This window comes from Limnohabitans sp. 2KL-17, assembly GCF_003063415.1.
In the GTDB taxonomy this organism is placed as follows: domain Bacteria; phylum Pseudomonadota; class Gammaproteobacteria; order Burkholderiales; family Burkholderiaceae_C; genus Limnohabitans_A.
On sequence record NZ_NESK01000003.1, the window covers coordinates 107764 to 133481 of the forward strand.

The 25718-nt window shown below is 58.3% G+C and carries 27 protein-coding genes and 1 tRNA gene; 9 read left to right on the forward strand and 19 right to left on the reverse strand.

Annotated elements, in window-relative coordinates; translation table 11 throughout:
- Positions 1-7: 7 nt before the first annotated feature.
- Together B9Z45_RS02335 and B9Z45_RS02340 are read right to left on the reverse strand one after the other, a co-directional pair.
- Positions 8-904: a DMT family transporter gene (locus tag B9Z45_RS02335; protein ID WP_108405626.1), complete on the reverse strand. Its 897-nt coding sequence runs from the start codon at positions 902-904 to the stop codon at positions 8-10.
- A complete protein-coding gene (locus B9Z45_RS02340) occupies positions 901-1743 on the reverse strand; it encodes a 3',5'-nucleoside bisphosphate phosphatase (protein WP_108405627.1) in 843 nt (280 codons plus the stop codon). The genes B9Z45_RS02335 and B9Z45_RS02340 overlap by 4 nt, the downstream gene beginning before the upstream one ends.
- A 159-nt stretch (positions 1744-1902) precedes the next feature.
- Between B9Z45_RS02340 and B9Z45_RS02345 the strand changes: the two genes are divergently transcribed.
- Positions 1903-2151, forward strand: a complete 249-nt coding sequence (locus B9Z45_RS02345; protein WP_108405628.1) for a YfhL family 4Fe-4S dicluster ferredoxin — start codon at positions 1903-1905, stop codon at positions 2149-2151.
- A gap of 76 nt (positions 2152-2227) precedes the next feature.
- Here B9Z45_RS02345 and pth read toward each other — a convergent pair whose 3' ends face one another.
- The 7 genes from pth to B9Z45_RS02380 all read right to left on the reverse strand — a co-directional run bounded on the left by pth (position 2228) and on the right by B9Z45_RS02380 (position 7941).
- Positions 2228-2863, reverse strand: coding sequence for an aminoacyl-tRNA hydrolase (gene pth / locus B9Z45_RS02350; RefSeq protein WP_108405629.1), 636 nt, complete (start codon positions 2861-2863; stop codon positions 2228-2230).
- A gap of 118 nt (positions 2864-2981) precedes the next feature.
- Positions 2982-3611: a 50S ribosomal protein L25/general stress protein Ctc gene (locus B9Z45_RS02355; RefSeq protein ID WP_108405630.1), complete on the reverse strand. Its 630-nt coding sequence runs from the start codon at positions 3609-3611 to the stop codon at positions 2982-2984.
- 100 nt (positions 3612-3711) lie between these two features.
- Positions 3712-4689, reverse strand: coding sequence for a ribose-phosphate pyrophosphokinase (locus B9Z45_RS02360; RefSeq protein WP_370445796.1), 978 nt, complete (start codon positions 4687-4689; stop codon positions 3712-3714).
- A 41-nt stretch (positions 4690-4730) separates the two neighbouring features.
- A tRNA-Gln gene (locus B9Z45_RS02365) sits at positions 4731-4807 on the reverse strand.
- A gap of 34 nt (positions 4808-4841) precedes the next feature.
- Positions 4842-5687: a 4-(cytidine 5'-diphospho)-2-C-methyl-D-erythritol kinase gene (ispE, locus tag B9Z45_RS02370; RefSeq protein WP_108405631.1), complete on the reverse strand. Its 846-nt coding sequence runs from the start codon at positions 5685-5687 to the stop codon at positions 4842-4844.
- Positions 5688-5722: 35 nt separating this feature from the next.
- Positions 5723-6223, reverse strand: coding sequence for a lipoprotein insertase outer membrane protein LolB (locus tag B9Z45_RS02375; protein WP_108405632.1), 501 nt, complete (start codon positions 6221-6223; stop codon positions 5723-5725).
- Complete coding sequence (locus B9Z45_RS02380) at positions 6220-7941, reverse strand: tetratricopeptide repeat protein (protein WP_233252040.1); 1722 nt, start codon at positions 7939-7941, stop codon at positions 6220-6222. Before B9Z45_RS02380 ends, B9Z45_RS02375 begins: the two co-directional genes overlap by 4 nt.
- Positions 7942-8018: 77 nt before the next feature.
- Here B9Z45_RS02380 and mutM point away from each other — a divergent pair, with 77 nt between their 5' ends.
- Both mutM and mutY read left to right on the forward strand, forming a co-directional pair.
- Positions 8019-8834 carry a bifunctional DNA-formamidopyrimidine glycosylase/DNA-(apurinic or apyrimidinic site) lyase gene (mutM, locus tag B9Z45_RS02385; RefSeq protein WP_108405634.1) on the forward strand — a complete coding sequence of 272 codons (816 nt, stop codon included), beginning with the start codon at positions 8019-8021 and terminating at the stop codon, positions 8832-8834.
- The gene (mutY, locus tag B9Z45_RS02390; protein WP_108405635.1) at positions 8819-9859 is read left to right on the forward strand and encodes an A/G-specific adenine glycosylase; all 1041 of its coding nucleotides are present in this window, start codon (positions 8819-8821) and stop codon (positions 9857-9859) included. The genes mutM and mutY overlap by 16 nt, the downstream gene beginning before the upstream one ends.
- Before the next feature lie 18 nt (positions 9860-9877).
- Here mutY and rapZ read toward each other — a convergent pair whose 3' ends face one another.
- From rapZ to B9Z45_RS02405, 3 genes are read right to left on the reverse strand one after another with little or no spacing between them, the layout of a single operon-like run.
- Positions 9878-10741 carry an RNase adapter RapZ gene (gene rapZ / locus B9Z45_RS02395; RefSeq protein ID WP_108405667.1) on the reverse strand — a complete coding sequence of 288 codons (864 nt, stop codon included), beginning with the start codon at positions 10739-10741 and terminating at the stop codon, positions 9878-9880.
- The gene (gene recN / locus B9Z45_RS02400) at positions 10738-12423 is read right to left on the reverse strand and encodes a DNA repair protein RecN (protein ID WP_108405636.1); all 1686 of its coding nucleotides are present in this window, start codon (positions 12421-12423) and stop codon (positions 10738-10740) included. Before recN ends, rapZ begins: the two co-directional genes overlap by 4 nt.
- 3 nt (positions 12424-12426) lie before the next feature.
- Positions 12427-13320, reverse strand: coding sequence for an NAD kinase (locus B9Z45_RS02405; protein ID WP_108405637.1), 894 nt, complete (start codon positions 13318-13320; stop codon positions 12427-12429).
- A gap of 28 nt (positions 13321-13348) precedes the next feature.
- On the opposite strand from B9Z45_RS02405, the gene hrcA reads away from it, so the two are divergent.
- The gene (gene hrcA, locus B9Z45_RS02410; RefSeq protein WP_108405638.1) at positions 13349-14353 is read left to right on the forward strand and encodes a heat-inducible transcriptional repressor HrcA; all 1005 of its coding nucleotides are present in this window, start codon (positions 13349-13351) and stop codon (positions 14351-14353) included.
- Between the two features lie 450 nt (positions 14354-14803).
- On the opposite strand, the gene B9Z45_RS02415 is transcribed toward hrcA, so the two are convergent.
- On the reverse strand, positions 14804-15454 hold the full coding sequence (locus tag B9Z45_RS02415) for a response regulator (RefSeq protein ID WP_108405639.1): 651 nt from the start codon (positions 15452-15454) through the stop codon (positions 14804-14806).
- A gap of 238 nt (positions 15455-15692) precedes the next feature.
- Between B9Z45_RS02415 and B9Z45_RS02420 the strand changes: the two genes are divergently transcribed.
- Genes B9Z45_RS02420 through B9Z45_RS02430 form a run of 3 tightly spaced genes read left to right on the forward strand, consistent with a single transcriptional unit; the run spans position 15693 to position 19493 of the window.
- A complete protein-coding gene (locus B9Z45_RS02420; protein WP_108405640.1) occupies positions 15693-17420 on the forward strand; it encodes a long-chain fatty acid--CoA ligase in 1728 nt (575 codons plus the stop codon).
- A 10-nt stretch (positions 17421-17430) separates the two neighbouring features.
- Entirely contained in the window at positions 17431-18444 is a 1014-nt protein-coding gene (locus B9Z45_RS02425) for an LLM class flavin-dependent oxidoreductase (RefSeq protein ID WP_199221821.1), read from the forward strand.
- Positions 18445-18473: 29 nt separating this feature from the next.
- The gene (locus B9Z45_RS02430) at positions 18474-19493 is read left to right on the forward strand and encodes a methionine synthase (protein WP_108405641.1); all 1020 of its coding nucleotides are present in this window, start codon (positions 18474-18476) and stop codon (positions 19491-19493) included.
- Here B9Z45_RS02430 and B9Z45_RS02435 read toward each other — a convergent pair.
- Positions 19484-19936 carry a hemerythrin gene (locus B9Z45_RS02435; RefSeq protein WP_146180864.1) on the reverse strand — a complete coding sequence of 151 codons (453 nt, stop codon included), beginning with the start codon at positions 19934-19936 and terminating at the stop codon, positions 19484-19486. The genes B9Z45_RS02430 and B9Z45_RS02435 overlap by 10 nt on opposite strands.
- Before the next feature lie 163 nt (positions 19937-20099).
- Here B9Z45_RS02435 and B9Z45_RS02440 point away from each other — a divergent pair, with 163 nt between their 5' ends.
- Positions 20100-20852 carry a 2OG-Fe dioxygenase family protein gene (locus tag B9Z45_RS02440; protein WP_108405643.1) on the forward strand — a complete coding sequence of 251 codons (753 nt, stop codon included), beginning with the start codon at positions 20100-20102 and terminating at the stop codon, positions 20850-20852.
- A 12-nt stretch (positions 20853-20864) separates the two neighbouring features.
- On the opposite strand, the gene B9Z45_RS02445 is transcribed toward B9Z45_RS02440, so the two are convergent.
- Complete coding sequence (locus tag B9Z45_RS02445) at positions 20865-21350, reverse strand: YajQ family cyclic di-GMP-binding protein (protein WP_108405669.1); 486 nt, start codon at positions 21348-21350, stop codon at positions 20865-20867.
- A gap of 40 nt (positions 21351-21390) precedes the next feature.
- Here B9Z45_RS02445 and murB point away from each other — a divergent pair, with 40 nt between their 5' ends.
- Positions 21391-22443, forward strand: a complete 1053-nt coding sequence (murB, locus tag B9Z45_RS02450) for a UDP-N-acetylmuramate dehydrogenase (RefSeq protein ID WP_108405644.1) — start codon at positions 21391-21393, stop codon at positions 22441-22443.
- 320 nt (positions 22444-22763) lie between these two features.
- Here murB and argG read toward each other — a convergent pair whose 3' ends face one another.
- The 4 genes from argG to B9Z45_RS02470 all read right to left on the reverse strand — a co-directional run bounded on the left by argG (position 22764) and on the right by B9Z45_RS02470 (position 25670).
- A complete protein-coding gene (gene argG, locus B9Z45_RS02455; protein ID WP_108405645.1) occupies positions 22764-24104 on the reverse strand; it encodes an argininosuccinate synthase in 1341 nt (446 codons plus the stop codon).
- Between the two features lie 22 nt (positions 24105-24126).
- Positions 24127-24453 carry a pyrimidine/purine nucleoside phosphorylase gene (locus tag B9Z45_RS02460; protein WP_108405646.1) on the reverse strand — a complete coding sequence of 109 codons (327 nt, stop codon included), beginning with the start codon at positions 24451-24453 and terminating at the stop codon, positions 24127-24129.
- A gap of 124 nt (positions 24454-24577) precedes the next feature.
- Positions 24578-25231: a glycine zipper 2TM domain-containing protein gene (locus tag B9Z45_RS02465; protein ID WP_108405647.1), complete on the reverse strand. Its 654-nt coding sequence runs from the start codon at positions 25229-25231 to the stop codon at positions 24578-24580.
- 94 nt (positions 25232-25325) lie between these two features.
- Entirely contained in the window at positions 25326-25670 is a 345-nt protein-coding gene (locus tag B9Z45_RS02470) for an arsenate reductase (protein ID WP_108405648.1), read from the reverse strand.
- Positions 25671-25718: the final 48 nt, after the last annotated feature.

The window sequence follows — 25718 nt, forward strand, 5'->3', positions numbered from 1 at the left end:
CTTGCCTTCAGGATTCAGGTGGCATGATGGTGAGGCGGGTTTCTCGCACGGTGAGCCAGGCCCCCAAGGCACCACACAGTGCCACCAGCCCCATGCCCACAAAGGTCCACTGGTCTGGCAGGTGGTCGAAAACAAGCCAGCCGCCCAACACGCCAAAACCGATTTGGGTATACATGTAAGGGGTGAGTGTGGCAGCCGGGGCTCGGCCGTAGGCCAGGATCAAAAAGAAATGGCCGATGGTTCCCATCAGGCCCATCAGGAACAGCTGCAGCCAGACGATCCAGTTGGTGGGCATTTCCCAGACAAAGGGCAGGATCAGTGTGGACATGAAGGTACCGATCCAGCCGGTGTACAGGTGCATGGTCAAGGGGTCTTCGGTTTTGGCCATTTTGCTGGTCAGGAGCTGAAAGCCCGAATTGGTGGCCACCAGCATGAGCGGCAAAATCACGGTCCAGTCGAAGTGCTGGCTGCCCGGCCGGATGATGACCATCGTGCCCACAAACCCCCCCGCTACCAGCAGCCATCGCAGCTTGCGGATTTTTTCCTTGAGTATCCAGGCCGACAGCAAGGTGATGACCAGTGGCGCCAAAAGGGCGATGGCGGTGAATTCACCCACCGGCATGTACTTGAGGCTCAAAAAAGCCAGGATGCTGCAGGCAAACAGCAGCAGCCCTCGGGCCAATTGAAAGCGGGGGTGTTGGGTGCGCAGAATTTTGCGGCCTCGCCCGGGCCAAATCACGGCGGTGGTGATGGCGGCTTGAATGGCATAGCGAAACCAGAGTGCCAGCAGCACGGACATGCCCATGCTGACATGCCTTGTGGTGGTGTCCAGCGTGGCAAAGCAGGCGATGGCCAGGATGGCAAAGCCGATGCCATGCAGCGTTTGGGCGCTCGTTTTACTCACTGCACGCGGTCGGCCAGCAGTTCCCAAACCGGGGTCAATTGGCCCGGCAACAAGGGCAAAGTGCCCAGGTCTATGCGGCTCTCATCGGGGCTGTGAAAGTCACTGCCCCGAGAGGCCACCAGGTCAAATTCGAGGGCGGTTTCTGCGTAACGAATGGCATCTTGCGACGAATGGCTGCCGGTGACGACTTCCACCCCCCGACCCCCGTGTGCCTTGAATTCACTGAAGAGTGCATATTCTTCATTGGGACTGAAGCCATATCGCGCGGGATGGGCAATGACGGCGATTCCGCCTGCTTCGGTGATCCATTGCACGGCTTCTTGCAGGCGTGCCCAGCGGTGGGGCACATAGCCGGGTTTGCCTTCGGTCAGGTATTTTCGAAACACCTCGGAGGTGTCACTGCACACGCCCGAGTCGACGAGGAAGCGGGCAAAGTGAGTGCGCGAAATCAATTCGGGGTTGCCCACGTATTTCAGTGCGCCTTCGTAGCTGTGCAAGATGCCGACTTTGGCCAGGCCATCTGCCATTTCCTGGGCGCGTTCGCTGCGGCCACTTCGGGTGCGGCGCAAACCATCGGTCAATTGCGTGTTGTGCGCGTCAAAGCCCAAGCCGACGATGTGCACGGTCTGATGGGCAAAGGTGACCGAGATCTCGGTGCCCGTGAGGTAGGGCAGACCGTGAGCGCGTGCCGCTGCAAGGGCGCGGTCTTGTCCGCTCACTTCGTCATGGTCGGTCAGTGCCCACAGTTCAACGCCATTGGCTTTGGCGCGTTCGGCCAAGGCTTCAGGGGTGAGGGTGCCGTCAGAGACAACAGAATGGCAGTGCAGGTCAGCGTTCATGGTGATTTCCTCAAGGGCATTTTAGGCGCATGCTGCCAAAACTTGATGCTGGGCAAGCAAAGACCCGACAGCACGAACAGCCCTGCGCTTCTTCGGGATGATCCTTGTGGTCGATAATTTGCACATGAAAACGATGCTGACCTTCGCGGAGTCCAAGACATGGCACTGATGATCACCGATGAGTGCATCAACTGTGATGTGTGCGAGCCCGAGTGCCCGAATCAGGCTATTTATCTGGGCGAAGAGATCTATGAGATCGATCCTTCCAAATGCACCGAGTGCGTCGGTCATTTTGACGAGCCGCAGTGTGTGCAGGTGTGCCCCGTGGCCTGTATTCCCATCAACCCGGAGCACGTAGAAGGCCAGGAGTCGCTGTGGGTCAAATACCGGCGATTGCAAGGGCTGTGAGCCGGTGCATAGGACTTGGTCTCAGGTTTATGCTGCCTTGAGGCATTCCCGATTTTTCCTTGTAGCCAGACCCAGATCAATCTGACGGAGTATTTGGCTTTGAAATCTGCTCGGCAGGTCGTGGCGGTTTGGGTCTTGGTGGCTTGCTGGTGTGGATCTGTGCCATGGCCTTCTCCATGTCGCCTGCCAAAAGCAGGGGCAAGGCCTTCACGGCGCGGTGAATGCTGTCATCAATGGCTTGGCGGTGTTCCAGCATCGGTTTTTTTAAAACCCAGCTGACCACTTCAGCCTTGTCGCCCGGGTGCCCCACGCCTATGCGCAGCCGCCAATAGTCAGCCGTGCCCAACTGTGCATGGATGTCACGCAGACCGTTGTGCCCTGCATGGCTTCCGCCTACTTTCAGTTTGGCTTCGCCCGGTGCAATGTCGAGTTCGTCATGGGCCACCAAAATTTCCTGGGGCTGAATTTTGAAAAACCGCGCCAGAGCACTGACCGACTTGCCAGACAGGTTCATGTAGGTCTGAGGCTTGAGCAGCCACACGGTTTGCCCATTGAACGTGGTGCGGGCCATGAGGCCGTGGTAGCTGCGCTCGGGGACCAACGACACCTTGAGTTCACGGGCCACCGCATCAATCCACCAGAAACCGGCGTTATGGCGGGTGTCTTCGTATTCGTTGCCCGGATTGCCCAGGCCGACTAAGAGTTTGATCATGGAGCGTGATTATCCTTGCGCGGCTCGCCCAAGCATATGAATGCCCGTGCGCCAAAGCAAAAGGCCCGCACAGCGGGCCTTTTGAAGCGAGGCTTTCTCAGCCCCACAAGCAAGCAGATTATTTCTTGCCTTTGCCCTTGCCTTTGGCGTCTGCGGGTGCAGCGACCACTGGGGCTGCCACCACTTCTTCCACGGGGGCCACAACAGCCACGAGGACCGGGTTTTTCTTGCCGTGCGTCACTGGCTTGCAGCCAGCGGGCAGGGTGATGTCGTTCAGGTGCAAAGACACGCCCTTGGTCAGACCCGTCAAGCTCACCTTGATGAACTCAGGCAAGTTGGCAGGCAAGCAAGCCACTTCGATCTCTGTCACAACATGGTTGATCAGGCACTTGTCGGTCTTGACCGCTTCGGACTCTTCTTCACCGCTGTAGTGCAATGGCACTTTCATGTGCAAAGTGGTGTTGGCATCCACGCGCTGGAAGTCGATGTGTTGCACCAATTGCTTGTAGGGGTGCATCTGGTAGTCACGCAACAGCACTTGGCTGGATTGGCCATTGAATTCCATCTCTAGGATGGTGGCATGGAAAGCTTCTTTTTTCAGGGCATGCCACAAAGCGTTGTGGTCAAGCTCGATGCTTTGGGCGGCTACGCCTGCACCATAGACGATGCCGGGGGTGCGGCCAGAATTGCGCAGACGGCGGCTCGCACCCGTACCTTGCTTGGAACGCTCAAAAGCGATGAATTTCATACATTTCTCCTACTAGGGTTCACCGCGACCAGTGCAACCCTGACTCAAAAAAGCCAGCCATCCGTTGGGATTGGCTGGCCACTGGTGGCCTTTCTTCCGATCAGGCTTGATCGGAAAACAGGCTCATCACCGACTCGCCATGGGCGATCCGGTTGATCGTTTCAGCGATCAGCGGAGCCACGGAGAGTTGGCGAATTTTTGAACACGCCATGGCTTCTGCCGTCAGCGGTATGGTGTTGGTGACCACGACTTCATCCAGGGCCTCGCCTTTGGCAATGCGATCGATGGCAGGACCTGAAAAAATCGGGTGCGTGCAATAAGCGTAGACTTTTTTCGCGCCGCGCTCTTTAAGCACTTCAGCGGCTTTGACCAGGGTGCCGGCTGTGTCGATCATGTCGTCCATGATCACACAATTGCGGCCATCGATTTCGCCGATCACGTGCATGACTTCGCTCACGTTGGCTTTGGGACGGCGCTTGTCGATGATGGCCAGGTCGCAACCGAGTTGTTTGGCCAGGGCGCGAGCACGAACCACGCCACCTACATCGGGCGACACCACAATCAGGTCATCGTAGTTTTGTTGGCGCAGGTCGCCCAGCAAAACCGGTGAGGCATAGATGTTGTCGACCGGAATGTCAAAGAAGCCCTGAATCTGGTCAGCATGCAAATCCATGGTCAGGACTCGGTCAACGCCGACGGCTTGCAGCATGTTGGCCACCACTTTGGCAGAAATGGGCACACGGGTTGAGCGAGGGCGACGGTCCTGTCGGGCGTACCCGAAATACGGGATGACGGCGCTGATCCGGCCAGCAGATGCGCGTTTGAGCGCGTCGACCATGATCAGCAGTTCCATCAGGTTTTCGTTCGTCGGCGCACAGGTGGACTGGACGACAAAGACTTCGCGGGCGCGGACGTTTTGCTTTAACTCGACGGTGACTTCACCGTCAGAAAAACGGCCAACGTCAACAGCACCAAGCTGGGTACCCAGATTTTTCGCGATTTCGGCCGCCAGCACAGGGTTGGCATTGCCGGTGAACAACATGAACTCGGGCGGGAGTGAAGCAGGCTGCATGTGCATTCCAGCGATCAGAAAAAAGGGCCAGTACGATAGAACGTATTTGGCAGGGGAAGAAGGACTCGAACCTTCGCATGCTGGAATCAAAATCCAGTGCCTTAACCAACTTGGCGACTCCCCTACACGGGACGACCACTGAAACAGTGATCGACCGATCAACTATCGCTGGATGCCCAACCTTGTAAGGGATGAACTTCCAAGTTGCTGCATTTGCGTAATTGCCAATGGTCTGGGACCGAATTTGGCTTCATACCTGTTGTGCAATGCGCAAACACTGCACTTCCAGAACCCGTCATCTTGCCATACATGCCAGTGTTGGAAAGCAGTTCAAGTGCTTTGGAAACATCTTGGCACATCGCTTGAGCGATGGGTTGCAAATCGTTGTGACCGAAGTCATACGGCGCTGCAGCGAAGTCCGACATTGTAACAGGCTTTGTGGCCCGTTGAAGGTCTGGATGCGCAAAAATCGGAGGGGTTTCGATGCCGGAGGAAGGTTTGATGACCCAAAACTGAGCCGGGGGCAGGGTGAGAGGACTGATTTGTTCGCCTATGCCTTCCACCCACGCGTTTTGTCCGCGCAGAAAGAAAGGCACATCGGCACCCAGCTGCAAACCAATTTTTTCGAGCTCTGGTAGACGCAGTTTCAAATCCCAGAGTTGGTTGAGCGCCAGCAGGCACGTGGCCGCATCGGACGATCCGCCACCCATGCCCGCCTGGGCAGGGATCTGTTTGTCGACGGCGATGTGCACGCCTTGCGTACAGCCTGTGTGCTGTTGCAGCAGTTTGGCGGCGCGGGTGATCAGGTCGACTGCAGGCAGCTTGACTGTCAAATCTTCTCGGCTAACGCTGTTTTTCGGGCGTTTTTCGAAGTGAAGGGTGTCACACCAATCGATCAGCATGAACACCGATTGAATCAGGTGGTAGCCGTCGGCGCGTTGGCCTGTGATGTGCAAAAACAGGTTGAGTTTGGCCGGGGCGGGCACGTCGTGCAGCGATTTCATGACCTGGATTATCGCCAACCAACCATGGCACTGTGTCAGCGGTCGATCAGTATTCGCAAAACGGCTTCTGGTGACGGGGAGCTTCGGCGGGCCGTCATGCGACCTTCAGGATGCGCAGACAAGTCCACTTGCCAACCTGGCGCATCGGCTGCTTGACCTGCCAGCCAGGCAAACAAGGCGGGTATCGGCAGGTCTGTTCCCGTGAGGTGTTGACTCAAGCTTCGCAGGTTGCGGCTTTTGATTTTTTCTTGCCCCTGTTCGAGCAACGCTTCTTGCGGTGTCCAGCTCAGGCGAGCCAGAGTGGTGCCGATGGGGCTGAGCAAGGTCATTTCACCTTGTTCGGCAGAGCCTTGCAGTTCAAAGCTGGCGCTCCAGTTCTGGGGTGGTGTGCTGTTTAACTGCAGGGCCAGGCGGCCAGACCAAAAAGCAGCAGCACTGGCGGATTTGGACCGGGGGGTGGCACAGCCTGCCAGGGTGAGCATGCCCAAGCTGCAAAGACTCAGCCAGACGCGACGTCGCGCCGCACGAGATGTCATGGCTTGAAGTTGAAGCGTTTGAGGGTTTCGGCCAGAGTGGCGTTGTCGGCCTTGAGCATCAGGCCTTCGCGCCAGATTTTCCCAGCTTCGCGTGTTTGGCCGGTGGCCCAAAGAACTTCGCCCAGATGGGCCGCGATTTCGGCATCGGGTTTGGATTTGAAGGCGGCCTGCAAAATGGCAAGCGCTTCCTGGAGCTTGCCTTGGCGGAATTTCACCCAACCCAGGCTGTCCTGGATGTAGGCGTCCCGTGGGGACAGCTGGACAGCTTTTTCGATCAACTGGTGAGCCTCGTCCAGGCGGATGTTCCGGTCTGCCAGGGAGTAACCCAAGGCGTTAAACGCGTGCGCTTCCTGAGGGGCCAGGGTCATGAGTTGGCGCAGCAGCGTTTCCATCTCTTCGAAGCGCTCGAGCTTTTCACAAACGAGGGATAACTCGGAAAGCAATTCGGTGTCTTGCGGCTTCTTGTCCAGGGCCGCTTTGACCAGCGTGTAGGCGGCCTGGGCTTCACGGTGTTCCCGCAGCCATTGTGATTGGATCAGGACTTTGCGATGCGCTTGTTCAGCGTTGTTTGGTTTGACCTGTGCCAGCACCCTGCGTGCTTCGTCCAGGCGGCCTTGCTGGGTCAGCAGGTCGGCTTGGCGGCTGGCCAATTTGATGGGGTCTGCGCCCGCAGGCATCTTGTTCAGCCATTGGTTGGCGCGCTCCAGTTGCCCCTGTTTTTGTGCGATTTGTGCCAGTGACATCAAGGCTTCAGCCAAGCCAGCCTGGTGATCTGGCGTTTTGAGAGGGGTCACCAGAAGCACGTATTGCTCAAGTCGTTTCTCGGCTTCGGGCAGCTGGTCTTTTTCTTGCAGCACCAAGCCATGGATCAACCAGCCTTCGGCGAATTCAGGGTGTTTTGCATTGAGCAGGACCAACTGTGCAATCGCTTCCGCATGAAGTTGCAGTGAAACCAAGGTCCTGGCATAACCCAAACGCAGTTCAGGCTCGACATCGGTTTTCATGGCAGCCTCCACCATGGGTTTGAGACTGCTGTTGGCGCTGACCATCAGGCTCATTGCCAGCACCAGCGGGCCAGTGGCTTTGGGGTCTGCAGCATGGCCTTTGAGGGATGCGTCAACAGCCTTTGTGATTTGACCTGCATCACGGCGCATGCGTCCCACAGTCGTCCAGGCAGTCGCGGACGTTTGGGCTTTGGTCAGTGCTTGAGCAAGGGCTTTTTCAATCACTTCAGAAGCCAATGCCTTGTCGTTCACCATGCCGAACAAGCGCGGCACAAAAGCAATGGCGCCCGACTGATCGTCTGCAGGCAGTTCGTTGATGGAAATCGCCAGGGCTTTGCCGGCTTCTTCGATGCGGTTCAGTGCCAGCAAGATCTGAAGCACGTAGCGGCTGGCTTCCATGGATGATGGAATTTCCCTCTTCCAGGTTTGTGCAGCTTGCAACGCGGCTTCCCCTGAACGGGCTTGCAATGCCATATCAACGGCACGCTGGAACAAGGCTGGATCTCGGGTTTTGCGGGCGGCATCGAGCATGATCGAAAAACCGCTGCCTAAAGAGCCTTGGCGTGCGCTCAATTCACCCAGCAATATTTGGTAGAACAAAACAGCGTCCATGGCTGATTGTTTGGGTGGGTCCTCGGCTTTGATGGTTACAGGCTGCGCCCAAGCACCGATGACGCACGAGGACAAGACGGCAAGTCGAAACCAGAATTTCATGGTCACCATCATAATCCAGCCACCTTTTTAACAAGTGCGTCAGAGGCGAATGGCCATCTTGAGCGCCGGATCAATGCATGCCCGAACTCCCGGAAGTTGAAGTCACCCGCCGCAGCTTTGCTGACCGCATCGCCTCGGCCAAAATTTTGGCCCTGCACATGGGCAAGCCCTTGCGCTGGCCTTTGGGTGTGTTGCCCCAAAGTTTGGTGGGGCGGCAGGTTTTTGGCGTGCGGCGACGGGGCAAGTACCTCCTGCTTGATCTGGATCAGGGTCTTTTGCTGGTGCATCTGGGCATGTCGGGCAGCCTGAATTTTGCGTCTACACAAGCCGAGCCCGGTCCCCATGACCACATGGATCTGGTGACCGACCGTGGCGTTCTGCGCTTGCACGACCCGCGTCGTTTTGGTGCGGTGGTCTGGGCGCCCTCAGAGGATTCGCCTCAAGCGCAAAAGTTGCTGGGGCGGTTGGGCGTGGAGCCCCTGAATGGCCAATTTGAGGTCGCCGCCTTTGCTGATGCCTTGAAAAAGCGGCAGTCTGCCATCAAGCAGGTTTTACTGGCGGGAGACGTGGTGGTGGGGGTCGGCAACATTTACGCATCGGAAGCCTTGTTCATGGCGGGCATCCGCCCGACCACCAAGGCCTCGCGTTTGTCCAGGCCCCGCGTGGCCAGGTTGCACGCGGCCATCATCAAGGTCTTGACCCGTGCGGTGGAGCAGGGGGGCAGTTCGTTGAAAGATTTCGTCAGTGCTGAAGGCCGCACAGGCTACTTCCAACTGGAGGCGGCCGTGTATGGTCGAGCGGGCGAGCCATGCCGTGTGTGCGCTACCCCGATCCGCTCAATGCTGCAAGGCCAGCGCACCACTTTTTATTGCCCCCAATGCCAGAAGCCCTGATCTCTTTGCCTGAAGGATTTTCCCGCCGCATGGTCGACTGGCAACGCCAGCACGGGCGCCAAAGCCTGCCTTGGCAAAACACCCAGGACCCTTACCGCGTCTGGCTGTCCGAGATCATGTTGCAGCAGACCCAAGTGACAACGGTGCTCGATTACTTCCCCCGGTTTTTGGGCCGTTTTCCCGATGTGACCACTTTGGCCGCCGCACCCCAAGACGATGTGCTGGCTTTGTGGAGTGGCTTGGGTTATTACAGCCGCGCTCGCAACTTGCACAAGTGCGCACAAGAGGTGATGAGCCGTTTTGGTGGCGCATTTCCCCTTCGCGCCGAAGACCTGCAAACCTTGCCTGGCATTGGCCGCTCGACCGCTGCAGCGATTGCCGCATTTTGTTTCCACGAGCGCGCAGCCATTCTGGACGGCAATGTAAAGCGCGTGCTGACCCGGGTCTTGGGCTATGGCCAAGACTTGGCCGCGTCCAAAAACGAGCGCGCATTGTGGACTTTGGCGCAAGAACTCTTGCCTGAGCAGGCGGCTGATATGCCGCGCTACACCCAGGCCCTGATGGACTTGGGTGCCACGGTGTGTTTGCCGCGCAAGGTGCAGTGTGGTGTTTGCCCTGTGAGCGACATGTGCCAGGCCAAGCAGCAGGGTGAGCCCCTGGCCTACCCCGTCAAGACACGAAAACTCAAACGCAGCAGCGCCATCTTGTGGTTGCTGTGGGCGGTCAACACCCAAGGCCAGGTGTGGTTGCAAAAGCGGCCCGACAAGGGCATCTGGGCGGGCTTGTTCAGCTTGCCGGTGTTTGATTCAGAAGATGATTTGCTCGCTGCCTGGGTGGCTGGGCAAGATCCTCAGTACATCAAGCCGTGGAAGCACGTGCTGACGCACAGAGATCTTCATCTGCATCCTGTGCAAATGACCGGAGAAAGTCAATATTCACCCCATTGCGAGGGCCAATGGGTTGATGCAGACGCCTGGCCTGATATGGGCTTGCCTGCGCCGATCAGAGTCCTTTTGGCGGGCTGAAAAACGCCCCCATGTCGCTCAGATCGCGTCAAGTTCGCGGTGCCGCTTGAGTGTGAGCCAGCGTGTGCCAAAACTGTGCGCCAGTTGCTCGACCATGAAAACCGAGCGGTGTTGCCCCCCCGTGCAACCGATCGCCACAGTCACATAGCTGCGGTGGTCGCGCTCAATGGCAGGAATCCATTGCTTGAGGAATCCCTCGATCTGCAATTGCATTTGCACGAACTCTTCTGACTGGCGAAGGTAGTTCTGCACGGGCACATCGCGCCCAGTCAAGGGTTTCAAGGCACTTTCATAGTGCGGGTTGGGCAGCATCCGGATGTCAAACACGTAGTCGGCATCGGTGGGTATGCCCCGCTTGAAAGCAAAAGATTCAAACACCAGCGTCAGTTGGGCCAAAGGGGCGCTGACTAGGGTTTTGACATAGGTTTGCAGTTGGGCTGAGCGCAGCAAACTGGTGTCGATGACGTGTGCACGGTCGCGCAAATCCGACAACAGTTCGCGCTCGAACTGAATGGTCTCGAGCAGGGCCTTGTCCCCTTGGGGCTTGGCGCTGCCCGACAGCGGGTGTTTACGGCGAGTTTCTGAGTACCGGCGCTGCAAAGTTTCTGAGGAGGCGTCCAGGAAAACCGACTTCACGGACATGCCCATCTCGCGCAGCAGGGCCATTTGCTCGGGCATCAGGTGCAATGAGTTGGCGCTGCGCACGTCGATGGCAATGGCCAGGCGTTGTTCTTTGTGCTTTTCTTCGAGTTTGACAAAGGGAATCAGCAACTCGGGGGGCAAGTTGTCAACGCAGTAGTAGCCGGCGTCTTCAAGCGCGTGCAGTGCGACCGATTTGCCAGAGCCGGACATGCCGGTGATCAGAATGATGTCCATGCTCAGTGTTGTGGCGCTTTGCGACCGCTGGGTTTCAAGGGGGCATCGCCCAGCATTTCGCGTGCGTGGGCCAAGGTGGTGGCAGAGAGTTTTTCGCCACCCAACATGCGGGCGATTTCGCTGACGCGTTCTTCGCCTGCAACGGCACGCACTTGGCTGTTGACTTGACCATGGACAGCGGCTTTGCTGACCAGCAGGTGTTGGTCGGCACAAGCGGCTACTTGGGGCAAGTGGGTGACTGCCAGCACTTGGCGGTGCAAGCCCAGCTGTTTCATCAGGCGACCCACGGTTTCGGCCACGGCACCGCCAACACCTGAGTCGACCTCGTCAAAAATCAGGGTGCCGGCTTCGCCGAGTTCGCTGGTGGTCACGGCGATGGCCAGTGCAATGCGTGACAACTCGCCCCCCGAAGCCACTTTTCCAACGGGCCGTGGGGTGCTGCCTTCATGACCGGCGACCAGAAAGCTGACTTCTTCCAGGCCATGCTGGGCAGGCAAGTCGAGGGTTTGCAGTTGAACTTCAAAACGACCGCCTTGCATGCCCAGTTGTTGCATGGCGCTGCTGACGGCTTGGGCCAATGGTTTGGCGGCCTGTTGGCGCTGGCTTGAAACTGATTTGGCCGCTTGCTCGCAGGCCGTTTGTGCAGCTTGCGCTGCTTTTTGCAGGCTGTCCAAGTCTGCAGCTGCATCGAGCTGGGCCAGGTCTTTGCGCCAGTTTTGAAGGGCTTGGGGCAATTCGTCGGGTGTTTTTTTGTAGCGGCGGGCCAGCGACAGCCACATACCCATGCGCTCGTCGAGTTGGGCCAGATGAGCGGGGTCCAGATCGGTTTTACGCAAATAAGCGTTCAGGCTGTGGGCCACATCTTCGGCTTGGGCTTGGGCAGACGTCAGCACATCGGCCAATGCATTGAACTCGGGCTCAAAGTGGCCCAGGGACTGCAGTGTTTGAATGGCCTTGGACAACTGGCTCAAAGCGCCTGTTGCCTCTTCGCCTTCCAGCATGACAGTGGTCTGGTTAGCACCTTCTATCAAGGCTTGCGCGTTGGCCAGACGGCTGTGCTGTGTGCTCAGGTCTTGCCATTCATTGACCGCCGGGTTGAGTTTTTCAAGCTCGCCAATTTGCCAGGCCAAACGCTCACGTTCGATGGTCAGGGTGCTTTGCGCTTGTCGCGCGTCGGCGAGTGTTTGTTGCGCTTGGCGCCAGCTTTGCCAGGCGGCTTTGAGTGGCCGGATGTCGATGCCCGCATAGGCATCGAGCAGCCCGCGCACAGCGTCAGGGCGAGTCAGACTTTGCCAGGCGTGCTGGCCATGAATGTCCAGCAGCTGTTCGCCCAGTTCGCGCAGCTGCGTGGCCGTGGCCGGACTACCATTGACCCAGGCGCGGCTTTTGCCTGAAGTGTCCACGGTTCGGCGCAAAAGCAATTCAGCGCTGGTTTGAAAGCCCGCGTCCTCCAGCCAGGCCTGGATGGCGGGCGTAGGTTCGAATTCGGCGCAAATCTCACAGCGGCTTGCGCCTTCACGCACAAACCCTGCGTCAGCTCGGGCACCTAGGGCCAGTTGCAGGGCGTCGATCAGGATGGATTTACCGGCGCCGGTTTCGCCGGTCAGCACGCTGAAACCGCCCGCCAGATCCAGCGCGAGCTCGTGCACGATCACAAAGTCGCGCAGGGTGATGTGCGTCAGAGCCACAGCTTAAACACCCTCATTCCAGTGCATTTTTTTGCGCAAAGTGTCAAAATAATTCCACCCAGCAGGATGCAAAAACCGCACCTTGTGCTCTGAACGTTGCACCACAATGCGGTCTCCGAGTGTCAGGTCAGCCAACGATTGCATGTCGAAATTGGCGCTGACATAGCGTCCAGCCACGATCTCTATGCTGATTTCCGAAGACTCAGGCAGCACGATCGGGCGGTTTGACAAGGTGTGCGGTGCAATTGGCGCCATGACCCAGCCGCCAATCGAGGGGTGCATCAGTGGGCCGCCGACCGAAAGGGCGTAAGCCGTTGAACCCGTGGGTGTGGCGATGATCAGTCCGTCAGCGCGTTGGGTGGCCACAAATCGGCCATCGACTTCAACCCGCAATTCGACCATGCCCGAGGTGCCGCCCCTGTTGACAACCACGTCGTTCATGGCCAGGGCGGTGAACACGCTGCGTTGGTCGCGTATGACATGCCCTTGCAGCAAGCTGCGGTCTTCAGTCTGGTAATTGCCCTGCAGCATGGGCAAAAGCACATCTTGGTAACTTTGAATGGGAATGTCGGTAATAAACCCCAGCCGACCCTGGTTGATGCCGATCAGCGGCAAAGCGTATTGGGCCATTTGTCGACCAATGCCCAGCATGGTGCCGTCGCCCCCGATGACCAAGCCCAAATCGCATTCTTTGCCGATGCTGCCCATGTCCAGCGTGGGGTAATGGGCAAGGCCCGTGTGCAAAGCGGTTTCCTTGTCCAGAACGACCTCGCAGCCCTGCCGGGTCAAAAACTGGGCCACATCGTCCAGAACCAGGCGAGAGCCTTCAAAAGCCCCCCCTTGGGTGCTGGCGTGGTATTTGCCAAACAGCGCGACGTGACGGAATCTGGATCTCATCGGCAAATTACATCATTAAAATGACAGGATGTTAGATGATCGTGCCAAGTTATTGCTGAAAGCCCTGGTTGAACGCTACATTGCGGACGGCCAACCTGTGGGTTCGCGCACGCTTTCCAAAGCCTCGGGTCTGGATTTGTCGCCCGCAACCATCCGCAATGTGATGTCCGATCTGGAAGACTTGGGCTTGATCGCCAGCCCGCACACCTCGGCCGGGCGCATTCCGACAAGCCGGGGGTATCGTCTGTTTGTGGACACCATGCTCACAGCGCAGCGCGATGGTTTGGAGACCCCAGCGCTTACGCCCGATCAACCCCAAAAAGTGATTGCCAGTGCGGCCAATCTGCTGTCCAACTTGTCGCATTTTGTGGGCGTGGTCATGACGCCGCGCCGGCCTTCTGTCTTTCGGCACATCGAGTTCCTGCGTCTGTCTGAACGTCGCCTGCTGGTGATCATCGTGTCGCCCGAAGGCGATGTACAAAACCGCATTCTCTTTACCGAAACCGATTACTCGCAAAGCCAGCTGATCGAGACCTCCAATTTCCTCAACACCCATTACGCAGGCATGGCCATCGAGCAGGTGCGTAGCCGGGTGCAACAAGAGCTGCTCAGTTTGCAAAGCGAAATCGCCACACTCATGCAAGCCGCTGTCCAGGTCAGCAGCGAAGCCCTAGCCGAAGACCAGAATGAGGTGGTCATTGCGGGCGAGCGCAACCTGCTTTCGGTGAGCGATTTTTCAAGTGACATGGGCCACCTGCGCAGAGCCTTTGATCTGTTCGAGCAAAAAACGCAACTCATGCGCCTGCTGGATGTCTCCAGTCAGGCCGAAGGTGTGCGCATCTACATTGGTGGTGAAAGCCAAATCGTGCCCATGCAGGACCTGTCGGTCGTTAGCTCGCCGTATGAGGTGGATGGACAGATTGTGGGCACTTTGGGCGTGATTGGCCCGACCCGGATGCCCTATGACCGGATGATCCAGATCGTCAACATCACTTCGCGCCTGGTCAGCAACGCCTTGAGTCAGTCCAAATAAATGAGGCCTGCCCTTTGGGCACTACAATGCTTTGGATGGGGCGTTAGCTCAGTTGGTTAGAGCAGAGGACTCATGAAAATTGTGCACCGAGGCCGGAAACGCCCCGTGTGAATGACGTCAAATTCGGTGAAACCTAAGTGTGGCAACACATACGGCAATGCCGAGCGAAGCTCAGTGTGAAAGCACTTTGAACGTGTAGAGACTAGACGGCGTCCACCTAAAGCGCAAGCCATGGTGAAGGCATAGTCCAGGGAGTAGTGAAAGCTACACTAACCAGAATCCTTTGGTCGACAGTTCAAGTCTGTCACGCCCTACCAGCAATGGAAAAGCCACTGATTTCGGTCAGTGGCTTTTTTTTAACGCCAGTGACTTCGGCGGTTCGTACAAAGCCAGGCATGCTGGGATCGCCTTTTCTGGCCAACCGCTACGGCCTGATGATCAAGCCAAGGCTCAGACCATTTCCGTGGATGGTTTGTGGCGATCTTGTGCATGCAGTTCAATGTACCGGCCTGCCAGGAAGGCCGTGAAAAACCCGTTGAACCAATCCATGTTGATGGGCTTGGCCATGAAGATGGTGCCTTCTGGCAGGCCGCCCCGGCTTTCAATGTCGTCAGGCGACAAGGCGGTCAACACCAAGGTGGTCATGCGGTTGAACTGTGGATTTTGACGCAAGGTGCGCAACAACGCGAAGCCGTCCACACCCGGCATGTCCAGATCGGTGATCAAAACATCCGGTTTGATGCTTGAAATATCAATCAGTGCTTCCAGCCCGGATGACATGGCCGTGCAGTCGACAGGCATGACCGATCGGTTGCAATACCCGCGCAACATCTCGCGTGTGACTGCATCGTCTTCGACCAGCAAAACCCGAAGCCTGTTGTCGCCAGGTGTGTTTTGAATGGTCAGCATGTTGTGTTTGCGTTGGTATTCGCGGATCGAGGGCATCGAAATCCTGCGATGGCCACCTTGCGTCTTCCAGGCTTGCAGCTCATTTTTTTCGACCAAAGTCTGGATGGTGCCGACCGACAGACCCAGCAGCTTGGCTGCATAAGTGGTGCCGCAGTAGTCTTCCGGGGTGTCAAGTGTGGTATTTGTTTGCATGGTGAGTTATTTTAGTGACAAAAGTATAAAAATTCATGCATTTGCAACTTGAAAATTTGTTAATAATTGTTTTAAAAGACAATATTCTTATAAATATTGTTTTATTCATGGGAGTTTTGTCAAATTGACCGCTCTATGCGGACGCTGCGGATTGGTCCCCTCTGCGACAAAGCCACGGCAGGCCCCAAGGCCTTGGGCGATTAACATGCATCACAACCCTTATTACAGGAGACTGCTGATGCCCGCACATGCTGCTGTTTGGCCTGCGCGCCTGCCCGCCAAAATCTCCCCCCCGGTCACTTCGCTTTGGATGAATTTGGCCATCAGCGCCATGCGTCACCCCGACAAAGTTGCTCTGGTGTTCATGGGCCGGGTATGGACTTACCGAGATCTGATGTCCAGTGCCGAGCAGCTGGCGGGGCAACTGTCACGTTTGGGGGTGCAGCCCGGCGATCGTGTGGTGCTGGACATGCAAAATTGCCCGCAGTTGGTGATCACGCACTTTGCGATATTGCGCATCGACGCGGTGGTGGTGCCGGTCAACCCGATGAACCGGGCAGGGGAATTGAAGCACTACATCACCGATCCGGACACGCGGGTGGCTGTGACCACAGCCGACCTGGCGCCTGATCTGGCGCAAGCCAGTGAAGCCTTGCCTGCCGATCAGCGCCTGAAACATCTGCTGGTGACTCAGTTCACCGATGTGTTTGATCCCGATGCCGTGGGCCCCGAGGATTTGCCCGATGCCTGGCGGCCCTGGCTGTTGCCGGTGCGCGAGTTGCCTGCACTTGCATCGGGCGAGGTCCATGCCTGGCGTGACCTGATGGCTCAGCCCGCCATGCCTTTGCCTGCGCCCCAAGCCCAAACCGACGATCTGGCGGTGTTGCCTTACACCAGCGGCACCACGGGCTTGCCCAAAGGCTGCATGCACACGCACGGCACCATCATGCACAACGCCATGGCCAGTGGTTTGTGGGGCAACGGCACGCCCGAAAACGTGACGCTGTGCGTGGTGCCCATGTTCCACATCACGGGCATGGTGAGCGTGATGCACACCAGTATTTTGCTGGGGGCCAGTCTGGTGATCATGCCGCGCTGGGACCGGGATGTGGCGGGGCACCTGATATCCAAATGGCGCGTGACGCACTGGACCAACATTCCGACCATGGTCATCGATTTGCTTGGCAGCCCACACATGGACCGCTACGACCTGACCAGCCTGGTCTACATTGGCGGCGGCGGTGCGGCCATGCCCGAGGCCGTGGCCCAGCGTTTGTTGGACCAATTCGGGCTTCGCTATATCGAAGGTTATGGCCTCACCGAAACGGCGGCGCCTTCACACACCAACCCACCCGATGCCCCCAAGAAGCAGTGCCTGGGCATCCCGTTCATGAGTGTGGCGTCGCGCATCGTGGACCCCGAAACCCTGGCTGAATTGCCGATGGGCGAGTCGGGTGAGATCGTGATCAGCGGGCCACAAGTGTTCAAGGGTTACTGGAAGCGCCCCGAGGCCACTGAAGCCGCCTTCTTTGAGCGCGATGGCTTGCGGTTTTTCCGTTCGGGCGACATGGGCCGGGTGGATGAAGAGGGGTATTTCTTCATGACCGACCGCCTCAAACGCATGATCAACGCCAGTGGGTTCAAGGTCTGGCCGGCAGAAGTCGAGGCCCTGATGTTCCGGCACCCGGCCATTCAGGAAGCTTGCATCATTGCCACGCGCGATGCTTACCGCGGTGAGTCGGTCAAGGCGGTGGTGGTTTTGCGGCAAGACCACAAGGACAAAGTGACTGCGCAAGACATCATCGACTGGTGCCGTGAGAACATGGCTGTTTACAAAATGCCCCGTGCCTTGAGTTTTGTCGATGCCTTGCCCAAGAGCGGCAGCGGCAAAGTCATGTGGCGGGCGTTGCAAGAGGCCGAAATGGCTGCCACGGATACACAAGCCCCAACGGCTGCCAACCCCTGAGCCTGACCCCATGAACCTGAGACTGTCGATTCTTGACCAATCCGCCGCTGCAGCAGGGCGTGGGCAGGATGCCACGATCCGCCAGACGCTGGCGCTGGCTGAAAAGGCCGAAGCCTGGGGCTACGACCGTTTCTGGGTGAGCGAACACCACAGCCACCCAAGCATTGTGGGCTCGGCCCCCGAGGTTTTGATGGCCGCGATCGCCGCCCGAACCCAACGCATTCGGCTGGGCAGTGCCGGCGTGATGTTGCCTCACTACGCACCCCTCAAAGTGGCCGAGCAGTTCCGCGTGCTGGATGCCCTGGCCCCCGGGCGAATTGATTTGGGTGTGGGCCGAGCGCCAGGCAGCGATGGGCGCACCGCGCAACTGCTCAACCCCGACCGCAGTGCGTCCGAACGCTTTCCCCAGCAGGTCATAGAATTACAGGCCTGGGTCAGTGGGCACAACCTGCCCGCAGGGCACCCGGGGCACAACGTGTACGCCTATCCGTTGTCGGAGACGGCGCCCACCGTGTGGATGTTGGGCAGCTCGGACTATGGCGCCCAGTTGGCCGCACACCTGGGCCTGCCGTACGCCTTTGCCTATTTCATCACCGACGGGCAGGGCGCAGATGAAGCCATGCAGATTTACAGGGAGACTTTTCGCCCAAGTGCCGTTTTGCCAAAGCCCAAAGCCGCCTTGTGCGTCTGGGCCTTGGCTGCCGACACCGATGAAGAAGCTTTGCACCTGTTTGAAAGCCGTGCCCGCTGGAAAATGGACCGCAACCTGGGTCGCATCGGGTCTCTGCTGCCGCCAGAAGAGGCGGTGCGCGACTACAGCCCTGCCGAGCAGTTTGCGCTGGAGCGGCTGCGCGACTCGGCCCTGATCGGTTCTGCTGCCACTGTTGGTGCCAAGCTGCGCCAACTGGCAGCACGCCTGGAGGTCGATGAACTGGTGGTCATCACCTGGACGCATGACCCGGCTGCCCAAAGCCGATCTTATGAATTGCTGGCCCAGGAGTTTGCACTTGCGGCAAACTCCTGAGCATTTATTTTCCAACCAAGGACTACTTCATGTTTACCACTGCGATCGCTGGCAGCTTGCCCAAACCCGCCTGGCTGGCCGAAACCGAAAAACTCTGGCCTCAGTGGAAAACCCAGGGACCTGAGTTGCAACAAGCCAAGGCAGATGCCACGCTGCTGTGGATCAAGGCGCAGGAAGATGCGGGCTTGGACGTGATTGGCGATGGCGAGCAGGCACGTCAGCACTTTGTGCACGGCTTCGTCGAGCAAGTGGAGGGCATCGACTTTGTCAACAAGGTCACCATGGGCATCCGCAACAACCGTTACGACGCCCAGGTGCCCCAGGTGATTGCGCCGCTGCGCCTTAAAGGCCGTGTGCACGCCTTCGAAGCTCAGTTGGCCCGTGCCCACACCAAAAAGAAACTCAAATTCACCTTGCCTGGCCCGATGACCATTGTGGACACCGTGGCCGACCGTTTTTACGGTGACAAGGTCAAGATGGCCATGGCCTTTGCCGAGCTCCTGAATCAAGAAGCGCTGGCGCTGCAAGCCGACGGCGTGGACATCATCCAGTTTGACGAGCCGGCCTTCAACGTCTACATGGACGAAGCCGCAGATTGGGGCGTCAAGGCGCTTGAAATTGCCGCGCGGGGCCTGACTTGCACCACGGCGGTCCACATTTGCTACGGCTACGGCATCGAAGCCAACAACAAATGGAAAGAGACTCTGGGCGAGGAGTGGCGCCAGTATGAAAAAGTGTTTCCAGCCCTGGCCAAGAGCAGCATCCAGCAAGTCAGCCTGGAGTGCATGCACTCGCATGTGCCCATGGAGATGATGAAGCTGCTCGAGGGTAAAGACGTGATGGTCGGCGTGATCGACGTGGCCAACCCGGTGATTGAAACCCCCGAGGAAATCGCCGACACGATTGGCCGTGCCTTGCAGTTCGTGCCCAAACACCGCCTGATCGCCTGCACCAACTGCGGCTTGGCCCCCATGAGTCGTGCAGTGGCCGAGGCCAAGCTCAAAGCATTGGTAGAAGGCGCCAAACTGGCCAGCCAGCGTTATGCCTGAGGGCAGGCCTGAAGGGAAATGTCATCGGGCATGCTGAGCACGCCAGTGGCAGGGTCGTAGCCGGTTTTGCGCAGGTGCAGAGCCAGTGCGGCGTCCATGGATTGAGAATGGTTGGCAAACCATTGGCCCAGTTCATTGGCCATTTGACGGACTGGCGCCAGGTCGCCGGATTCACCAGGACTCAGGCCTTCGTGCATGACTTGCAGCACCACTTTGTGTTGCGTCGTGTGGATGTGGGTGGAGGAAAACCGGGTCGCATTCATCCACAGGTCTTCACGTTCAAAAACGCTGGCCGTGTGTGTCACCAAGTTTCGCCAGTGACCCAACAGCGCCAAATCGGGTGCCTCATGCGCCACGTCAAGCAAGGCGACCAAGGTTTTGTGCCCATCGTCCATGCCGGGCATGTCCAGCGACAGGGCGTCGCTCCACTTTAGTCTGCTCATTATTTCTCCTGTGCCGGTGGCTGCAGCTTATGGCTGCGCCGCCTGTTGGACTTTGATGCACATCAGCATGGGCTTTGAAATCTGCCCACCATGGCCCTGCCTCGCAGCATGGCATCGCAGGGCGTTATGCTTGCGTTCTTTGCCAAATTTCATAGACGTTTTCATGACCCAACAAACGCTGCAGCCCCCTTTGACACCGCTTGAACAATTGAACAACACGTTGACAGCGCAAGGTTTTGCTGTGCTGGGCTCGGACAGTGTTTGCGCTTTGGCGGGTGTCTCGATCGAGGCACTGCAAGCGCTGCAACCCAGTTGGAACGATTTGCCTCCCGACCAGTACCTCAAGGATGGTGGGCGCTACCGTCGTCGCCGGCATGCCAGTTTCGAAGTCACCCCAGAGGGGGTTAGGTTTGTGCCGCACCGCGCGCATTGGCAGCCGCTGTCGTACAACGCGCTGCACGGCGGCATGCAGCGATGGTTTGATCCCATGGCCCCCGAGGTGGTGCAACACGATGCCTGGCAAAAATTATTGTGCGGACTGGCCCGTGTGGCCTGTGCCGCACAGGGCGATCAGACCTGGTTCACCGAAGCACACCAGTTTCGCATTGACACCACCGATGGCATTGGCCGCCCCACACCCGAAGGCGCACACCGCGACGGAGTGAACTGGGTGGCTGTGTTTTTGTTGGACCGCCAAGGCATCAAGGGCGGTGAAACGCGCGTGTTTGACATCAACAGCCCCAATGGCCAGCGCTTTACTTTGACCGAGCCATGGTCACTTTTGATCCTTGACGACACCCGCGTGATCCACGAAACCACTCCGATTCAGCCCGAGCAGCAAGGCGGCTGGCGGGACACCCTGGTGGTCACTTTGCGCTCGGGGGGCTTCCTGGATGAGCCCATTTCCAAGGCCTGAAATCAAGCCAGATCAATCCCTGAAGTTGTCAAAACTCAAGGGCAAGTCGGTCATGTCCTTGCGCAGCAGGGCCATGACGGCCTGCAACTCATCGCGTTTGGCACCGGTCACGCGCACCGCATCGCCCTGAATGGACGCTTGCACCTTGATCTTGCTTTCCTTGATCAGCTTGGTGATTTTCTTGGCGTCTTCGGTCTCGATGCCATTTTTGACCTTGATCACCTGCTTGACCTTGTCGCCGCCGATTTTTTCGACTTTGCCAATGTCCAGAAAGCGCACATCCACATTGCGCTTGGTCAGCTTGTTGCGCAGGATGTCTTCGACCTGGGTCAACTGAAAATCGGCATCGCCGTACATCGTGATCTCTTTGTCCTTGAGTTCAATGTTGGCAGACGTGCCTTTGAAGTCAAAACGGGTGCCGATTTCTTTGGCGCTGGTGTCGACAGCGTTGCGCACTTCGACCATGTTGGGTTCGCAAACAGTATCAAACGAGGGCATGGTGGGGCAAATCAAGGGTTGAGAATGCGACAATTCTCCCATGAACTTGGAGAAAAACGTACCCCTGCAGCCTTACAACACCTTTGGCATCGCTGCCAAGGCACAGGTTTTGGTCCGTGTCCGGAACGAAGGCGACCTGCTGGCCGTGCTGGCCGACCTGCAACTGGCCACTTTGCCCAGGCAGGTGCTGGGCGGGGGCAGCAACATCGTTTTAACGGGCGATGTGAAAGCCCTGGTGCTCAAGGTGGAGGTTCCGGGCATGCGTTTGGCGTCTGAAACCGACCGTCACTGGGTGGTCGAAGCGGGCGCAGGCGTGGACTGGCATGAGCTGGTGGCCTGGACGCTGGACCACGGGTACCCGGGCCTCGAAAACATGGCCCTGATTCCGGGCACGGTGGGCGCATCGCCCGTGCAAAATATCGGCGCTTACGGGGTCGAATTGCAAGACCGCTTTGACTCGCTGGACGCGATGGACATGTTCACCGGCGAGTTGTTCAGCCTGAACGCTGCACAGTGCGGCTTCAGCTACCGGGATTCTGTCTTCAAGCACGCCTCGGGTGGCGCAGATGGCTTGGGCCTGGCTGGCCGTGCCGTCATCTTGCGGGTGCGTTTTGCGTTGCCCAAACGCTGGAAACCCGAGCTGGGTTACCTGGATTTGTTGCGCAAGATGGACGAGTCAGGCATTCGCACCCCTGATGCCAGGCAGATTTTTGACTGGGTCTGTGCCATCCGCCGCGCCAAATTGCCCGACCCGAAGGTGATTGGCAACGCCGGCAGTTTCTTCAAAAACCCCACCGTCACCACTGAGCAGTGCGCCGACATCATTGCCCGCGAGCCGAAAGTGGTGCATTACCCCATGCCCGACGGCACCATCAAGCTGGCGGCAGGTTGGCTGATCGATGCCTGCGGCTGGAAAGGCAAAACCGTGGGCCACGCCGGGGTCTACGAAAAGCAGGCGTTGGTGCTGGTCAACCGGGGTGGGCGCGAGAACCCCTGCACCGGGGGTGAGGTGATGACGCTGGCCAAAGCCATTCAGACCAGTGTGTACGAGCGCTTCGGGATTTTGCTGGAGCCTGAACCGGTGGTGATTTGAGGCTTGTTTTTCGTGGCTCTTTTCCGCGCCGGGATGGGGCCTGAACGGTCGTCCTCATACTCGCTTCGCTCGCCAAATCGGCCGATCCGCTCAGGCCCCATCTCGGTGCTGCGTTCATTGTTGGTCAAAGGCCTTCTCTGGTTTGCACTCGGTGCAGCCATGGCACTGCGGCCAGCCGGACCGGCCGATTTGGCGAGCGAAGCGAGTATGAGGCTGGCCGGCTGGCCGCAGTGCCATGGCGTAAAACACCCACAAGCCCAACAGCGAACAGACAACAAAAAAACGGCCCGAAGGCCGTTTTCCATTGAAGCATCAAAGCATCACTTCTTGCCGCTGCCTTCGAGCTTGTAGATGTGCGGGCCGTCGCCGGTCGACAGCAGGCCGGTGTGGGCGTAGATGCCCAGTTTGGCGCGGGTGTCGGTGATGTCGAGGTTGCGCATGGTCAACTGGCCGATGCGGTCGAGCGGGCTGAACGGGGCGTCTTCCACCTTTTCCATCGACAGTCGCTCTGGCTGGTAAGTCAGGTTGGCGCTTTCGGTGTTCAGGATGCTGTAGTCATTGCCGCGGCGCAGTTCCAGCGTCACGGTCCCGGTGATGGCGCGAGCCACCCAGCGCTGGGCGGTTTCGCGCAGCATGATGGACTGCGGGTCGAACCAGCGGCCTTGGTACAACAAGCGGCCCAGGCGCAGGCCGTTGATGCGGTATTGCTCAATGGTGTCTTCGTTGTGGATGCCTGTCACCAGACGCTCATAGGCGATGTGCAGCATCGCCATGCCGGGGGCTTCGTAAATGCCGCGGCTCTTGGCTTCGATGATCCGGTTTTCGATCTGGTCGCTCATGCCTAGGCCGTGGCGCCCGCCAATTTCGTTGGCTTTCAGGAACAGCTCGACCGGGTCGGCGTATTCCACGCCGTTCAGGGCCACGGGCATGCCTTCTTCAAAACGCACGCTCACTTCCTCGGCCTTGACATCCACTTCGGGCTTCCAGAACGCCACGCCCATGATGGGGTTGACGATCTTCATGCCGCTTTGCAGGCTTTCCAGGTCTTTGGCTTCGTGGGTCGCGCCCAGCATGTTGCTGTCGGTGCTGTAGGCCTTTTCGGCACTCATCTTGTAGCCAAAACCGTTGGCCGTCATGAAGGCGCTCATCTCGGCGCGGCCGCCGAGTTCGTCGATGAACAGCTGGTCCAGCCAGGGCTTGTAGATCTTGAGGCTCGGGTTAGTCAGCAGACCGTAGCGGTAAAAGCGCTCGATGTCGTTGCCCTTGAAGGTGGAACCGTCGCCCCAGATGTTGACGTCGTCTTCCTTCATCGCAGCCACCAGCATGGTGCCGGTCACGGCGCGACCCAAGGGCGTGGTGTTGAAGTAGGTGATGCCACCGGTGGAGATGTGGAACGCGCCGCACTGGATGGCTGCAATGCCTTCGTGGGCAAGTTGGGTACGGCAATCGACCAAGCGGGCTTTTTCTGCGCCGTATTCCATGGCCTTGCGTGGAATCTCGTTGTAGTCAGCTTCGTCAGGCTGGCCCAGGTTGGCGGTGTAGGCGTAGGGCAGGGCGCCCTTTTGCTTCATCCACAGCAAAGCTGCGGAGGTGTCCAGGCCGCCAGAAAAGGCGATGCCGACTTTTTGCCCTTTGGGCAGGTTTTGTAGGATGGTGCTCATGGGGTTCCGATCGGCCTGAGGTTCAACTGAAGTGGCAGATGTAGTGATAAGGCTCGCCGCCTTCAGCAACGCGGATCTCGAATTTTGAGTTGCCGGGAATGCTGAATTCTTCGCCTGCACTGGATTTGACCCATTCGCTGCTGCCAGCCAGCTTGTATTCGCAAGAGCCGCCCACGCATTCCATGATTTCAGGTGCGCCGGTGTTGAAGGTCAATGTGGCCGGCAAGATCACGCCGACAGACAGCTTGGTGCCGTCGGCAAGGGTCAGACCGTGGCTGACGCATTTGCCGTCAAAGTAAACATTGGCTTGGGTATTGACGGAAACGCCGTCGATGGTTTGTGTGGTCATGGGTGGTGCTTCAAAGGGGGCGGGAGACTTCCGCGTCAATGGAAAAGGGCGTCTGGAGACGCCCTTTGTGGCCAATCAACCCGATATTTTAGGCCAGACGGCCGATCCGGCCAGGGATCGGCTTTCAGCGCCAGTGCCCGTAGCGGGGGCTGTAACCGTAAGCGCTTCCCCAGCCCCAACCCAGGTTGACGTTGGTGTAGACCGGTGGGTGGTTGCGGTAGGCAGGCGAGGGCACATAAACCACGCGTGATTCTGTGACCAGGGTCACTGGTGCCGCTGACATGGTCACGCTGGAGATGGCCGTTGCTTCAGATCTGGGCGCGCTCAATGGGGTCACTTGCAGCTGAATGGTCGGACCGGGGTCTTGTGGCAATTGCACGTTGTACTGCTTGCCCGCGTATTCATAGACCACGTTGTAGCCCGTCAGTCGGTTTTCATAGACGGTTTGGGTGGTGCAGGTGGTCTGGTTCTGAACTTGGCTGCCGGGGTTCTCGACCTTTTCTCCCATGATGGCCCCGCCCACCACACCGGCCATGGTGGCCAGTGCGCGGCCCGAGCCGCCACCAATCTGGTTGCCGATCACGCCACCTGCAATGGCCCCCATCAGGGCGCCCGCACCGGTTGTGGGGTTTTGCACCGCCACTGGCGCTTGGCTGCAGGTTTGTCGCGGCATGGCCACTTGCTGGTAAAACGCCGTGCGAGAAATCACTTGGCCGACTTCCTGGGCTTGCGCAAGACCAGCAGTGGCCAGCAAAACAAGGGCTGTTAATTTTTTCATGGATTCGCTGTTTTTTGTAGTTAACGCAACTTGAGTTTAGGCCGTGAGAGTCCTCTGCGCGCTGCCACGAAGGTAAAGTTTTGTAAACAAGCGGTCATGCGGGCCATTGCCCAGGCGTGAAGCCCACCGTCACTTGGCCCGAGGGCCAGGCAATGACCGGGCGTTTGATGGTGCTGGCATGTTCCAGCATGATTTTTTTGGCACTGGCGCTGTCGACCACGCAGGCTTGTGCAGCCGGGTCCAGTTTGCGCCAGGTCGTGCCTTTGCGGTTCAGCAGAGCCTCCCAGCCCACTGCCGCCAGCCACACATCGACCTCGGCAGCAGGGACGCCTTGCTTTTTGAAGTCGTGGAAGGTGGCGTTCAAGCCTTGGTCTGCCAGCCAGTTTCGGGCTTTCTTGACGGTGTCGCAGTTGGGAATGCCGTAAACAATGGGGTCCATAGGGTTTGCTGAAGTGTGAAGTGAACAAGACTGGGTGACAATCGCCGC

Excerpts from the sequence above, each read along its gene's own strand:
- B9Z45_RS02340 (WP_108405627.1), bottom strand. The coding sequence starts at position 1,743 with ATGAACGCTGACCTGCACTGCCATTCTGTTGTCTCTGACGGCACCCTC.
- B9Z45_RS02345 (WP_108405628.1), top strand. The coding sequence starts at position 1,903 with ATGGCACTGATGATCACCGATGAGTGCATCAACTGTGATGTGTGCGAG.
- pth (WP_108405629.1), bottom strand. The coding sequence starts at position 2,863 with ATGATCAAACTCTTAGTCGGCCTGGGCAATCCGGGCAACGAATACGAA.
- B9Z45_RS02355 (WP_108405630.1), bottom strand. The coding sequence starts at position 3,611 with ATGAAATTCATCGCTTTTGAGCGTTCCAAGCAAGGTACGGGTGCGAGC.
- B9Z45_RS02360 (WP_370445796.1), bottom strand. The coding sequence starts at position 4,689 with ATGCACATGCAGCCTGCTTCACTCCCGCCCGAGTTCATGTTGTTCACC.
- ispE (WP_108405631.1), bottom strand. The coding sequence starts at position 5,687 with ATGAAATCGCTGCACGACGTGCCCGCCCCGGCCAAACTCAACCTGTTT.
- B9Z45_RS02375 (WP_108405632.1), bottom strand. The coding sequence starts at position 6,223 with ATGACATCTCGTGCGGCGCGACGTCGCGTCTGGCTGAGTCTTTGCAGC.
- B9Z45_RS02380 (WP_233252040.1), bottom strand. The coding sequence starts at position 7,941 with ATGAAATTCTGGTTTCGACTTGCCGTCTTGTCCTCGTGCGTCATCGGT.
- mutM (WP_108405634.1), top strand. The coding sequence starts at position 8,019 with ATGCCCGAACTCCCGGAAGTTGAAGTCACCCGCCGCAGCTTTGCTGAC.
- mutY (WP_108405635.1), top strand. The coding sequence starts at position 8,819 with ATGCCAGAAGCCCTGATCTCTTTGCCTGAAGGATTTTCCCGCCGCATG.
- B9Z45_RS02405 (WP_108405637.1), bottom strand. The coding sequence starts at position 13,320 with ATGAGATCCAGATTCCGTCACGTCGCGCTGTTTGGCAAATACCACGCC.
- hrcA (WP_108405638.1), top strand. The coding sequence starts at position 13,349 with ATGTTAGATGATCGTGCCAAGTTATTGCTGAAAGCCCTGGTTGAACGC.
- B9Z45_RS02415 (WP_108405639.1), bottom strand. The coding sequence starts at position 15,454 with ATGCAAACAAATACCACACTTGACACCCCGGAAGACTACTGCGGCACC.
- B9Z45_RS02420 (WP_108405640.1), top strand. The coding sequence starts at position 15,693 with ATGCCCGCACATGCTGCTGTTTGGCCTGCGCGCCTGCCCGCCAAAATC.
- B9Z45_RS02425 (WP_199221821.1), top strand. The coding sequence starts at position 17,431 with ATGAACCTGAGACTGTCGATTCTTGACCAATCCGCCGCTGCAGCAGGG.
- B9Z45_RS02430 (WP_108405641.1), top strand. The coding sequence starts at position 18,474 with ATGTTTACCACTGCGATCGCTGGCAGCTTGCCCAAACCCGCCTGGCTG.
- B9Z45_RS02435 (WP_146180864.1), bottom strand. The coding sequence starts at position 19,936 with ATGAGCAGACTAAAGTGGAGCGACGCCCTGTCGCTGGACATGCCCGGC.
- B9Z45_RS02440 (WP_108405643.1), top strand. The coding sequence starts at position 20,100 with ATGACCCAACAAACGCTGCAGCCCCCTTTGACACCGCTTGAACAATTG.
- B9Z45_RS02445 (WP_108405669.1), bottom strand. The coding sequence starts at position 21,350 with ATGCCCTCGTTTGATACTGTTTGCGAACCCAACATGGTCGAAGTGCGC.
- murB (WP_108405644.1), top strand. The coding sequence starts at position 21,391 with ATGAACTTGGAGAAAAACGTACCCCTGCAGCCTTACAACACCTTTGGC.
- argG (WP_108405645.1), bottom strand. The coding sequence starts at position 24,104 with ATGAGCACCATCCTACAAAACCTGCCCAAAGGGCAAAAAGTCGGCATC.
- B9Z45_RS02460 (WP_108405646.1), bottom strand. The coding sequence starts at position 24,453 with ATGACCACACAAACCATCGACGGCGTTTCCGTCAATACCCAAGCCAAT.
- B9Z45_RS02465 (WP_108405647.1), bottom strand. The coding sequence starts at position 25,231 with ATGAAAAAATTAACAGCCCTTGTTTTGCTGGCCACTGCTGGTCTTGCG.
- B9Z45_RS02470 (WP_108405648.1), bottom strand. The coding sequence starts at position 25,670 with ATGGACCCCATTGTTTACGGCATTCCCAACTGCGACACCGTCAAGAAA.